Raw genomic sequence first — 12,778 nt, forward strand, 5'->3', positions numbered from 1 at the left:
GCAGGAGGGAAAATCTATGGCTCGTAAAGTATTAGTAATGGGTGAAGTTCGTGATGGATCGCTACGTAACGTTTCATTTGAAGCGGTAGCAGCAGCAAAAACAATTGCAGAAGGCGGTGAAGTGGTAGGTCTTCTAGTTGGAGACAGCGTTGCCTCTTTTGCAAATGAATTGATTCATTACGGTGCAGATCGCGTTGTGACAGTTGAAAATGATAAATTAAAATCATATACGTCTGATGGTTATGCGCAAGCGTTTTTAGCTGTATATGCTGAAGAAAATCCAGAAGGTATTGTATTTGGACATACAGCACTTGGTAAAGATTTATCACCAAAATTAGCAGCGAAGCTTGAAGCTGGTTTAGTTTCTGACGTAACTGCTTTAGAAGTTGAAGGTGGAAATGTTATCTTCACTCGTCCAATTTACTCTGGTAAAGCGTTCGAGAAGAAGATTGTAACAGATGGTATCTTATTTGCGACAGTGCGTCCAAATAACATTACAACGCTTGAAAAAGATGAATCTCGCATCGGTGATGTATCTTCTATTACAGTTGATGTAAAAGATTTACGTACAATCATTCAAGATGTCGTCCGTAAAACTGCAGAAGGTGTAGATCTTTCTGAAGCGAAAGTTATTATCGCAGGTGGACGCGGTGTGAAGAGTGAAGAAGGATTTAAACCATTAAAAGAGTTAGCTGACGTGCTAGGCGGCGCTGTTGGGGCATCTCGTGGTGCTTGTGACGCTGAGTATTGTGATTACTCATTACAAATTGGTCAAACTGGTAAAGTTGTTACGCCAGACCTATACATTGCGTGCGGTATCTCTGGTGCGATTCAGCATTTAGCTGGTATGTCTAACTCGAAAATAATTGTTGCGATTAATAAAGATCCAGAAGCGAGTATCTTCAAAGTAGCTGACTATGGTATTGTTGGTGACCTATTTGAAGTTGTACCTCTTTTAACAGAAGAATTTAAAAAGTTAAAAGTACATTCATGATTTGAGTACCCTTGAGTTCTAAGTGAAGTACCCCTATATATAGAAAAAGGTGAGGGATCCCCTGTCTCTCACCTTTTTAGTATTTCATCCGTATTTTTATATAGTATAAAGGGACATTTTTTTGTTACAATACATAACGATACATAATATTCGCCACGTATATAAGTTAATGTTATACTCTTGGTAGAATATACTTGAAGGAGGAAATAAAATGGCAATTGTAAATGCAAACGACCAAAGCTTCGCAGCTGAAACTGGCGAAGGTGTTGTATTATTAGATTTCTGGGCACCTTGGTGTGGACCTTGTAAAATGATCGCTCCTGTATTAGAAGAAATCGATGCAGAGTTAGGCGAGAAAGTAAAAGTAGTAAAAGTAGACGTTGATGAGAACCAAGAAACTGCTCGTCAATTCGAAGTAATGAGTATTCCAGCTCTTTTCGTATTAAAAGACGGTAAAGTAGTTGATCAAACGTTAGGTTATAAACCGAAAGAAGCGTTAGTAGAATTAGTTTCTAAACACTTCTAAAATAAAGAAGCTACCATTTGGTAGCTTTTTTTATTTTCTTTTTTATAACCTTTCCGTTACAATAAAAGAACGTATGTTGGGTGTTTTGGCATAGTATGTTTTCATGTGAAAATAAAAATGCTAAGCATGTAGAAATGGAGGGTGACGAGTGCACGAACATTTGAAAGAGAAGTTGGCTATTTTACCAGATCAACCTGGTTGTTATTTAATGAAAGATAAGCAAGGAACGGTTATATATGTCGGTAAGGCAAAAGTACTAAAAAATCGTGTGCGCTCGTACTTTACTGGTTCGCATGATGGGAAAACACTTCGGCTTGTAGGAGAAATTGTTGACTTTGAATATATCGTAACCTCCTCAAATTTGGAGGCTCTTATTTTAGAGTTAAATTTAATTAAAAAATATGATCCAAAATATAATATTCAATTAAAAGATGATAAAACATATCCTTTCATTAAAATTACAGCTGAAAAACAGCCGCGCTTACTCATTACGCGAAATGTAAAAAAGGATAAAGGAAAGTATTTTGGTCCTTATCCAAATGCGCAATCAGCTCATGAAACAAAGAAATTATTAGATCGTATGTATCCGCTTCGTAAATGCTCAAATATGCCAGATAAAGTTTGCTTATATTATCATATGGGCCAATGTTTAGCGCCTTGTGTGAAAGAAGTAACGGAAGAGCAAAATAAAGAAATTGTAGATGAAATTATTAAGTTTTTAAATGGTGGACATAAAGAAGTTCGATCAGAATTAGAAACAAAGATGTATGAGGCTTCAGAGAAACTAGAATTTGAACGGGCGAAAGAGTTGCGCGATCAAATTGCTCATATTGATGCAATTATGGAAAAACAAAAAATGATTATGAGTGACTTAGTGGATCGTGACGTGTTTGGATATGCGGTTGATAAAGGATGGATGTGTGTTCAAGTTTTCTTTGTTAGAAAAGGAAAGTTAATTGAGCGTGATGTTTCTATGTTTCCAATCTATGATGAACCAGAAGAGGGATTTTTAACGTTTATCGGTCAATTTTATGAAAACAGTAGTCACTTTAAACCGAAGGAAATTGTCGTTCCAGGAAGTATAGATTCAGAATTAGTAGAACGCTTTTTAGAAGTTGAAGCGACACAGCCGAAACGTGGTAAGAAAAAAGACCTTGTAGAATTAGCAAATAAAAACGCAAAAATTGCACTAGAAGAGAAATTTTACTTAATTGAACGTGATGAAGAGCGGACGGTTAAAGCTATTGATAATTTAGGGAAGCAGCTTGGTATTGAAACCCCATATCGTATTGAAGCGTTTGATAACTCGAATATTCAAGGGATAAATCCCGTTTCCGCAATGATTGCTTTTATCGATGGGAAACCAGCAAAGAAAGAATATCGGAAATATAAAATTAAAACGGTTCAAGGTCCTGATGATTACGAATCTATGAGGGAAGTTGTAAGACGCCGTTATACGAGGGCGCTTAAAGAGAATTTACCTTTACCAGATTTAATCATTATTGATGGTGGAAAAGGCCATCTGGCCGCTACAAGTGATGTTCTGGAGAATGAACTAGGATTATATATTCCAATGGCAGGGCTTGTAAAAGATGACAAACATAAAACATCACATTTAATTATTGGAGATCCGCCTGAACCTGTGATGCTTGAGAGGAATAGCCAAGAATTTTATTTATTGCAACGCATTCAAGATGAAGTGCATAGATTTGCAATTACATTCCATCGCCAGTTGCATGGGAAATCGGTCATTCAATCAGCATTGGATGATATTCCAGGAATCGGTGATAAACGGAAAAAGGTATTGTTAAAACATTTTGGCTCATTAAAAAAGATGAAAGAAGCTTCTGTAGCAGAATTTGTCGAAGCAGGTATGCCGAAAAATGTCGCAGAGACGATTTATACGTATTTAACAGATAAGAAGACGTTGTAGTTTACAACGTCTTCTGTTTTTTGGTATAATTTCTGAAGATTTAAAATAAATACATATGAATGAAAATACAAAAAAGTCAACTAAACTTATATGTCTAGTTGACCGTAGGCAAGGTTACACTTCAATGAGATCTTTTATATCCCATTTCACAAGAAATGTAATAGAGTCTGAACGCTTTTTCTTTTCTTCATAAGACTCTGCAACGACGTTTCGTTGCTTCTGAATTTGCTCAGCGATGAATCCAGCTTCTAATTGATAAGAAGAATGTCTTTTTGTTTTTGACGTTCAGCAATGAGTGTGCCTTTAAGTTGGAATTGCATTTCACGACGTTTATGTTCAATGATGCTTAAAGTGCCCCAACCAGCTTTTTCAAAAAACTGAATGACTTCTTCAATTGTTTCTAGCGGATATTTTCTTGCAAGGTTTCTGCCGGACCAGTATAAAATACCGTCTAAATCGTTACCAATTAAATCAGGTAGTAATTCTTCACGTAGCAATTCATAAGCGAAGGCGTTCAATGAAACATCTTCTAAAGATGTTATATCGATTGTATTTTTGCTCACAATATTCCCCTCTTTCTATAGGGATTATTATATAACATTTTTCATTTATAAAAACAGATTTTTCTTTAGGGAAATCTGAATATATAAGAAGAAAAAAAGAATTGGCAAATTATATGCAAATTATGTATACGTTTTCTTGACGCTTCGACAAAAATAGGGGTAAAATGAACTTGGTATCAAATTATGCTGAAATATTTCGAATAATTTTTTCAGTTTTTCTTATGCCAATAGTGAAAAAACATTATTGTTGTAAATTAATCTGAAAACAGCAGTCAAACATTCAAGGGGGTAATGGGGACATGAAAGGCCGCGAGTATACGTTTCGTAAGTGGCACTCATTAATGGGGGTCATCCCGGTTGGTGTCTTTTTGACGCAACATCTAATTGTAAACAACTTTGCAACAAGAGGAGCAGAGGCTTTTAACAAAGCTGCAGGCTTTATGGAGCTCCTTCCATTCCGGTATGCGCTAGAAATTTTCATCATCTTTTTACCTATACTGTACCATGCTATATATGGCTTATATATTGCATTTACAGCTAAGAACAATGCGGTATCTTACGGTTATTTCCGTAACTGGATGTTCGTCTTCCAACGAATTTCAGGTATCGTTACGCTGATCTTCATTTCTTGGCACGTCTGGGAAACTCGTATTCAAGCAATGTTAGGTAAAGAGGTAAACTATGATATGATGGCAGATATTTTAAACAACCCATTTATGTTTGGTTTCTATTTAGTTGGTGTTGTTTCAACGATTTTCCACTTTGCAAATGGACTATGGACATTCTGCATAAGCTGGGGAATTACAGTATCTCCACGTTCACAAAGAATCTCTACTTATGTAACATTAGCTATTTTCTTAGGTCTATCTTATGTAGGTGTGAGTGCATTATTAGCGTTCATCGATCCACAGCTAGCAAACCAGTAAGGAGTGGGAGAGCATGAAAGGGAAACTTATAGTAGTCGGCGGTGGCTTGGCCGGCTTAATGGCAACGATTAAAGCGGCAGAAGCAGGAGTAAATGTTGAACTATTTTCTTTAGTACCAGTAAAACGTTCACATTCTGTATGTGCCCAAGGTGGAATTAACGGTGCCGTAAATACAAAAGGTGAAGGGGATTCTCCATGGATCCACTTTGACGATACAATTTATGGTGGGGACTTCTTAGCGAACCAACCGCCAGTTAAAGCAATGTGTGAAGCAGCACCAGGTATTATTCATTTAATGGACCGCATGGGTGTTATGTTCAACCGTACGGAAGAAGGACTTCTTGATTTCCGTCGCTTTGGTGGAACACAACATCACCGTACAGCATTTGCTGGCGCAACAACTGGTCAACAATTACTATATGCATTAGATGAGCAAGTACGCCGTCATGAAGTAGCAGGACTTGTAACGAAATACGAAGGTTGGGATTTCTTACGAGCTGTTGTTGATGATGAAGGTGTGTGCCGAGGAATCGTCGCACAAGACTTACAGACTATGGAGATTAAAAGTTTCCAAGCTGATGCCGTGATTATGGCAACAGGGGGCCCTGGTATCATCTTTGGAAAATCAACTAACTCTATTATCAATACAGGTACAGCAGCATCTGCTGTATATCAACAAGGTGCATATTATGCGAACGGTGAGTTCATTCAAATCCATCCAACGGCAATTCCTGGAGACGATAAGTTACGTCTTATGAGTGAATCTGCACGTGGTGAAGGTGGGCGTGTTTGGACATATAAAGATGGTAAGCCATGGTACTTCTTAGAAGAAAAATATCCTGCTTATGGAAACCTTGTACCTCGTGATATTGCAACGCGTGAAATCTTTGATGTTTGCGTAGAGCAAAAACTAGGTATTAACGGTGAAAATATGGTATATCTAGATCTTTCTCATAAAGATCCGAAAGAACTAGATATTAAACTTGGTGGAATTATTGAAATCTATGAGAAGTTTACAGGTGATGATCCTCGTAAACTACCAATGAAAATCTTCCCAGCGGTTCACTATTCAATGGGCGGACTATGGGTTGATTACAAGCAGATGACAAGTATTCCAGGTTTATTTGCAGCAGGTGAGTGTGATTATTCTATGCACGGTGGTAACCGTCTAGGTGCGAACTCACTATTATCAGCAATTTACGGTGGTATGGTAGCAGGACCAAACGCAATTGAGTATATGAAAGGTCTTTCTAAATCATCTGATGCTGTTTCATCTACTGTATATGAGCAAAATGAATTAATCGAAACAGAGAAATTTAACAATATTTTAACGCTTGATGGTAATGAAAATGCATATGTTCTTCATAAAGAGCTTGGAGAATGGATGACAGATAACGTTACAGTAGTTCGTGAAAATAAAAAATTACTAGAAACAGATGCGAAAATTGAAGAGTTAATGGCTCGTTACAAACGTATTAACATTAACGATACTGCAAGATGGAGCAACCAAGGTGCTTCGTTTACACGCCAACTTGCAAATATGTTTGAGTTAGCACGTGTTATTACAATTGGGGCATATAACCGTAATGAAAGCCGCGGAGCTCATTACAAACCAGAATTCCCAAATCGTGATGATGCAAACTTCTTAAAAACTACGATGGCGAAATTTGAAGGAGAAGGAAATGCACCAGCATTCCATTACGAAGAAGTGGATGTTTCATTAATTAAACCACGTAAACGTGACTATTCTTCAAAACACGATGTAGCTGCTAAGGGTGAAGAGAAGGGGGATAAGCAACATGTCTGAGAAAACAATCCGCCTCATCATTACGAGACAAGATGGACCAGATGCACAAGAATTTGACCAAGAGTTTGAAATTCCGTATCGTCCAAATATGAATATTATTTCAGCGTTGATGGAAATTCGTCGTAATCCTGTTGATTCAAAAGGGAACCAAACGACTCCGATTGCATGGGATATGAACTGTTTAGAGGAAGTATGTGGTGCTTGTTCGATGGTGATTAACGGAAAACCACGTCAATCATGTACAGCTCTTATTGACCAGTTAGAACAACCAATTCGCTTAAAGCCGATGAAGACATTCCCAGTTGTACGTGACTTGCAAGTTGACCGTAGTCGCATGTTTAATGCTCTAAAACGCGTTAAAGCTTGGATTCCAATTGATGGTACGTATGACTTAGGACCAGGGCCAAGAATGCCAGAGAAAAAGCGTCAATGGGCTTATGAGCTTTCAAAATGTATGACATGTGGTGTTTGCTTAGAATCATGTCCAAACGTAAACAGTAAATCTGACTTTATTGGACCAGCACCGTTATCACAAGCTCGTTTATTCAACTCACATCCAACGGGTGAAATGCATAAAGCAGATCGCTTACGTGCAATTATGGGAGATGGAGGACTTGCCAACTGTGGTAACTCTCAAAACTGTGTGCAATCATGTCCGAAAGGTATTCCATTAACAACTTCAATTGCAGCATTAAACCGTGATACAACAATTCAATCGTTCAAAGATTTCTTTGGTAGCGATAATAACTATTAATAAATATTGCCTCTTCATGTTGAAGAGGCAATATTTATAACTTTATTTTTCTGTTTATTCTGTTATTTTAAAGATGAAAAGGAGAGGTAGCAATGAAGAGGATTTCTTATATTGAAGACTTTGAACAATGGGAAAGTGGTTTTTCATTTTACAATCCTGTGAAAGTTCGTTTTGGTGAAGTCGATATGTTTGGACATGTAAATAATGTCGTTGCTTTTACTTATTTTGAAGAAGCTCGTATCGCATTATTTAAAGAGCTCGGATTTATGCAAGAATGGACACATGAATCATCAGAAACGATGATCGTTGTTGCAGATCTACAATGTAATTTTATTAAACAAATTTATTTTGATGAGCAGTTGAAAGTATATGTAAAGGCTGGAGCGGTTGGGAATTCCTCTTTAGATTTACACTATATGGTCAAAAATGCAGAAGGAGAAGTGTGTTTAGTTGGACGCGGTATGATGGTTCAAGCATCGAAAAAAACGGGAAGAGGCGAACCGTGGCCTGAAGAATGGAAGAGAAAATTACTACAGTGATAGAGTGAAAGAAAAATAAGAGAGCAATTTGCTCTCTTATTTTTTGCCTTCCATCGCTTCTTCTAGTGTTAAATGATGTTTATATATGTATGTAGCGTATGGATTACCAACGTAGCGCAAGTGCCACGGTTCATATGAATACTCTGTAGTCTCTGTTTTATCCTCTAAATAACGGATGACAAATCCGAACTCATGAGCATGTTTCGCGACCCATTTTCCTTCTGCTGTCTCTCCGAAGATTGGTTCTAATTGGAATTTAGCAGATTTTGAGCTAATATCCATTGCTAGACCAGTTTGATGCTCACTTGTTCCAGGAATTGCACTTACCGAATTAGCCTCAGTTTTTCCTTGGCGCTTAATATATGTATTATGTAATGACTGTTGACGTTTGTAAGAACGGTAACCTGAAACTGCTGTAAGTTCTAATCCTTCGTCTTTCGCTGCTTGGAACATTTTCTCAAGCGCATCTGCAGCATCTTTACGAAGTAATGTTTTCTCTTTATCTTTTGGACTAGTAAATGGTACGTTCGGTTTCGTTAAATCTTCTGGAATGTACCCATCTGGTAGTTTTCGATGTTTATTAACTAATACAAGAGCAGAATCTGGATTTGTTACAACTGAAAAATCATTGTCTAGTTTCTTTGCATTATGATTAGCTTTTGGAAAAGCAGGAATCTCTTCTTTTTGATGGTTACTATGTTTTTGACTTTCGGCAGCCTTCGCCTCGTCTTGTAGTGGTGATTTAGAACCAAAGTAAGCGAAAGATGTGATACCGATTACAATAGTAGCGGCAGAAACAATTATTATCTTTTTCATGATGCCTTGTAATCACAGTCCTTTCTTAATAAAATATGTATCGTTGTTATTATAAGTCTAGTTTATTGAAAAAGAAATATAAGAGTCATAACGTAATAGAAATGCAAAGAAAATGTCAGAAAATGTGTGGAATTGTAGTGTTTTTTCATATAAATTCATTTCTTATCTTTCACGAAATTCATTTTTTATGTTATATATATATAAGAAGATATAACGATTATGAGAGTGAAGGACTTCTTGTATAGACTAGGAGTGAATGGGAATGGATTTTGCAACAATTATTGGAATCATTTTAGGAGTATTGGCGGTAGTAGTAGGAATGGTCGTCAAGGGCGCTGACGTAATGGCCTTACTGAATCCTGCCGCGGCACTAATTATTTTTGTCGGTACATTTGCTGCAGTATGTATTGCATTTCCGATGAATCAACTAAAAAGAGTTCCAAAATTATTTAAAGTTCTTTTTGGTTCAAATAAAAAAGATTTAAGCTATGAACAGTTACTAGAGTTATTTGTTCATTGGACATCCGAGAGTAGAAAATACGGTATTTTGTCTTTAGAACAACAATTAGATAAAATTGAGGATGAGTTTCTTTTACGTGGTATGAAATTTGTGATTGATGGCGTATCTGCAGAAGATTTAGAACAAATTTTAGAAGCTGAATTAGAATCAATTGAAGAAAGGCATGCAAAAGGAGCGGCAATTTTTTCTCAAGCTGGTACATATGCACCGACATTAGGGGTTTTAGGTGCTGTTATTGGTCTTGTAGCTGCACTTGGAAATTTAACTGATATTGAAAAGTTAGGACATGCTATTTCAGGTGCATTTATTGCAACGATTTTCGGTATCTTTTCAGGTTACGTGTTATGGCATCCATTTGCAAATAAATTAAAGCAAAAGTCTGCCGCTGAATTAGAGAAGAAACGTTTAATTATTGATTGTTTATTAATATTACAAGAAGGTACATATCCATTTATTATGAAAAACCGCATTTTAGGTGCGCTTTCTGCGACTGAGCGTAAAAAGCTAGAAAAAGGAGCGGAAAAGAATGCGGAGTAGGAAGAATAGAAGAAATAAAAAGAAAAAGCATGACGAACATATTGATGAAACGTGGTTAATTCCGTATTCTGATATGCTAACGCTGTTGTTTGCATTGTTTATTGTTTTATTTGCAATGAGTAGTATAGATGCTGCGAAGTTTAAACAGATGGCAGTTGCTTTTCGCAGTGAACTAGCAGGTGGAACAGGAAATAAAGAGTTTTTAAGTGATCAAAAGCCAAATGATGAAAAAGAATTATCAGCAAGTAGCCTTGAGGCGGAACGAGAAAAAAAACAAGAAGAAGCTAGAGCCGAAGAAAAAAAAGAAATGGATGAGTTAAAATCATTACAAAAAAAGATTGATCAATATATTAATAAGAAGCAATTATCCTCTGCTTTTCAAACTGAATTAACTGAAAAGGGATTAATGATGACAATACTAGAGAATGTGCTATTTGATTCGGGGAAAGCAGATGTGAAATTAGAATCTTTAGGGATTACAAAAGAGATGTCTAACCTACTTGTTTCAGCGTCACCTCGTGAAATTACAGTAGCTGGTCATACGGATAATGTCCCGATTGCCAATGCGCAGTTTGCATCGAATTGGGAATTAAGTACGCAGCGTGCAGTTAATTTTATGCAAGTATTACTCCAAAATAAAGAATTACAACCAGAAAAATTTAGTGCAATTGGTTACGGAGAATATCGTTCAATTGCTCCGAACGATACACAAGAAGGAAAGGCAAAGAATAGACGTGTGGAAGTGTTTATCTTGCCTTTAACAGAGAAGGGAAAATAAAAGAGGATGGCGAAAGCCATCCTCTTTGTTATTTTGCATCAAATGATTTTAAGTTGTCCCGACGGATTTTATCTTTTTCTGCATCTGATTTTTTGAAATTATAGTCATATAAAGCGCCTTCCCAATCACCGTACATTGGGTTAGGGAAAATGATGAATTTCTCACCAAATTGTGCTTTTGATTCTTCCACTGCTTGATTACGATCGTTTACAGATTTTCCATCAAAACCAGTGAAATCAGATAAGTTATCACCGAAGAATAAAACAATATCATGTGTTTGAGAAACGAGTTCACGGCGTTTTTCTTTTCCTTTTTCTTTCGGGTCTTGTAGTAATATATGTTCTTTCGTTGCTTGAGGAGCACCTACGCGCTCAAGGTTTTTAATAGTTGCATCTAGTTGATTCGTTTTACGATTTGAGATGTAGTAAATATCTACACCTTTAGACTCTGTATATTTTAAGAAATCAATTGCGCCTGGAAGGGCTTCAGCTTCAGCCTTATTAATCCAATCGTCCCATTTGTAAGGATAGCCTTTTCCTGTTTTTACGCTCATAGCTTGATGAGGACTGTTATCTAAAACAGTTTCATCTAAATCAAGTACGATAGCAGGTTTTTTTTCTGTGCCTTTTGCAAGAGCTGCATCAAGCTTTAATTGACCAATATTGTATCCTTGGTAATAAAGTGCTTTCGTTTCACCAGCTGTTTGATACCATAAATCAGCCATCAATTGCTGGTCTGTTAATTTTACTTTTTCTTCTTTCGCCACTGTTTTCTCAGCTGTTCCTGAACATGCTACAAGCGATGTGGAAAGAACGGCTACAGATAATAAAGTGGTAATACCCCTCTTCATCTTCATATGTATCCTCCTTGATGTTAGAAAATCATTTTATATTATATATTAAAATATAATATTTTTATATGAACATTTGCATATTGTCTTTTGTATATGTAGTAGTTTGTCCTATATTAGAAAGATGAGTTAAATAATAATAATTGTTTTGACAAGTTTTATTGTCGTAATGACAATTATAATTGATAAAAACAGGATTTTTATTTACAATTTTAACTAAATGAAACAAATGATGGGTTAGGAGTAGTGATACATATAAGAGAATGAAATATAGTACTATATTTCATCCTGAACAATCATAGGCTTTAACAGAGTGTACGAATGATACTAAAGGGGAGGCTTTATACATTGAGTTTACAAATTCAAAACTTAACAAAAATATTTGGAGAATCTAAAGCAGTTAATGGTTTGCAAATCTCGTTACCGAAAGGTGAAGTGTTAGGGTTACTTGGCCGAAATGGTGCAGGGAAAACAACGACAATTAAAATGTTACTAGGTTTATTAACGCCAAATGAAGGTTCTATTACGTGGGATGGAAAATCATTTGGTGATAGCGGGGTAACAATTGGATATTTACCAGAAGAAAGAGGACTATATACAAAAAGTAGAGTAATAGATCAGTTGCGATATTTTGGTAGATTAGAAGGAATGACGAAAAAAGAAGTGGATCTTGCAATTGAGTACTGGTTAGAACGCTTAGCAATTCCAGAATATAAATTTAAAACGGCTGGAGAACTTTCAAAAGGGAATCAGCAAAAAATTCAATTGATAGCTGCTCTTCTTCACGATCCAGAACTCCTTATTTTGGATGAACCCTTTAGCGGACTTGATCCAGTTAATGCTGGAATGCTAGCTAGTATTATTGGAGAACAAGTACAGAGCGGAAAGACAATTATTTTATCTAGTCATCGTATGGAACAAGTGGAAGCCTTTTGCCAACATGTATGTATTTTGAAAAAAGGGGAAGCAGTCGTAAAAGGCCAGTTAAGTGATATTAAAAAAGAATACGGTTTCCGCAATTTAACGATTGAAGATACAGAAGAGAATGAGAAGGGATTAGAAGCTATTCATGTATCGTATGAAAAACAACAAGGCCTTCTTTATGTGCAAGTACAAGATGATGCAGAAGCTCTAAAGATTTTACAACAATTGCAAGAACAAGGTGTTAGCTTACGACAATTTAAAATGTTAGAGCCAACGTTGAACGAAATCTTTGTAGAGAGGGCGAAATAACG

12 protein-coding genes and 1 pseudogene are annotated in these 12,778 nt (G+C 36.4%); 10 read left to right on the forward strand and 3 right to left on the reverse strand.

The features are described 5' to 3' along the window. Nucleotides 1-16 precede the first annotated feature (16 nt). From etfA to uvrC, 3 genes are all read left to right on the forward strand, one after another. Complete coding sequence (gene etfA, locus CDB3_RS28020; protein ID WP_097830520.1) at nt 17-994, forward strand: electron transfer flavoprotein subunit alpha; 978 nt, start codon at nt 17-19, stop codon at nt 992-994. 211 nt (nt 995-1,205) lie between these two features. Beyond that, nucleotides 1,206-1,520, forward strand: coding sequence for a thioredoxin (trxA, locus tag CDB3_RS28025; RefSeq protein ID WP_097830521.1), 315 nt, complete (start codon nt 1,206-1,208; stop codon nt 1,518-1,520). A 148-nt stretch (nt 1,521-1,668) separates the two neighbouring features. Continuing rightward, nucleotides 1,669-3,453, forward strand: coding sequence for an excinuclease ABC subunit C (gene uvrC / locus CDB3_RS28030; RefSeq protein ID WP_128856717.1), 1,785 nt, complete (start codon nt 1,669-1,671; stop codon nt 3,451-3,453). 114 nt (nt 3,454-3,567) lie between these two features. Here the strand turns inward: uvrC and CDB3_RS28035 are convergent. Further along, nucleotides 3,568-4,016 (reverse strand): annotated as a pseudogene (locus CDB3_RS28035) (YslB family protein). Between the two features lie 299 nt (nt 4,017-4,315). On the opposite strand from CDB3_RS28035, the gene sdhC reads away from it, so the two are divergent. From sdhC to CDB3_RS28055, 4 genes are all read left to right on the forward strand, one after another. Further along, nucleotides 4,316-4,942: a succinate dehydrogenase cytochrome B558 gene (sdhC, locus tag CDB3_RS28040; RefSeq protein WP_000678357.1), complete on the forward strand. Its 627-nt coding sequence runs from the start codon at nt 4,316-4,318 to the stop codon at nt 4,940-4,942. A 13-nt stretch (nt 4,943-4,955) separates the two neighbouring features. Next, nucleotides 4,956-6,749, forward strand: coding sequence for a succinate dehydrogenase flavoprotein subunit (gene sdhA, locus CDB3_RS28045; RefSeq protein ID WP_000676749.1), 1,794 nt, complete (start codon nt 4,956-4,958; stop codon nt 6,747-6,749). Next, nucleotides 6,742-7,503 carry a succinate dehydrogenase iron-sulfur subunit gene (gene sdhB / locus CDB3_RS28050; protein ID WP_001291830.1) on the forward strand — a complete coding sequence of 254 codons (762 nt, stop codon included), beginning with the start codon at nt 6,742-6,744 and terminating at the stop codon, nt 7,501-7,503. Before sdhA ends, sdhB begins: the two co-directional genes overlap by 8 nt. 92 nt (nt 7,504-7,595) lie before the next feature. Then, on the forward strand, nt 7,596-8,042 hold the full coding sequence (locus CDB3_RS28055; protein ID WP_097830523.1) for an acyl-CoA thioesterase: 447 nt from the start codon (nt 7,596-7,598) through the stop codon (nt 8,040-8,042). 36 nt (nt 8,043-8,078) lie between these two features. Here CDB3_RS28055 and CDB3_RS28060 read toward each other — a convergent pair whose 3' ends face one another. Then, entirely contained in the window at nt 8,079-8,858 is a 780-nt protein-coding gene (locus CDB3_RS28060; RefSeq protein WP_128856718.1) for a M15 family metallopeptidase, read from the reverse strand. Between the two features lie 262 nt (nt 8,859-9,120). Between CDB3_RS28060 and motA the strand changes: the two genes are divergently transcribed. Then, the gene (gene motA / locus CDB3_RS28070) at nt 9,121-9,915 is read left to right on the forward strand and encodes a flagellar motor stator protein MotA (RefSeq protein ID WP_128856720.1); all 795 of its coding nucleotides are present in this window, start codon (nt 9,121-9,123) and stop codon (nt 9,913-9,915) included. Continuing rightward, on the forward strand, nt 9,905-10,693 hold the full coding sequence (motB, locus tag CDB3_RS28075; protein ID WP_128856721.1) for a flagellar motor protein MotB: 789 nt from the start codon (nt 9,905-9,907) through the stop codon (nt 10,691-10,693). The genes motA and motB overlap by 11 nt, the downstream gene beginning before the upstream one ends. 28 nt (nt 10,694-10,721) lie before the next feature. Here the strand turns inward: motB and CDB3_RS28080 are convergent, their stop codons facing one another. Beyond that, nucleotides 10,722-11,549 carry a 5'-nucleotidase, lipoprotein e(P4) family gene (locus CDB3_RS28080; protein WP_097830528.1) on the reverse strand — a complete coding sequence of 276 codons (828 nt, stop codon included), beginning with the start codon at nt 11,547-11,549 and terminating at the stop codon, nt 10,722-10,724. Between the two features lie 342 nt (nt 11,550-11,891). On the opposite strand from CDB3_RS28080, the gene CDB3_RS28085 reads away from it, so the two are divergent. After that, nucleotides 11,892-12,776: an ABC transporter ATP-binding protein gene (locus CDB3_RS28085; RefSeq protein ID WP_128856722.1), complete on the forward strand. Its 885-nt coding sequence runs from the start codon at nt 11,892-11,894 to the stop codon at nt 12,774-12,776. Nucleotides 12,777-12,778 lie beyond the last annotated feature (2 nt).

Source organism: Bacillus sp. CDB3 (assembly GCF_002081505.1).
GTDB lineage: Bacteria > Bacillota > Bacilli > Bacillales > Bacillaceae_G > Bacillus_A > Bacillus_A cereus_AT.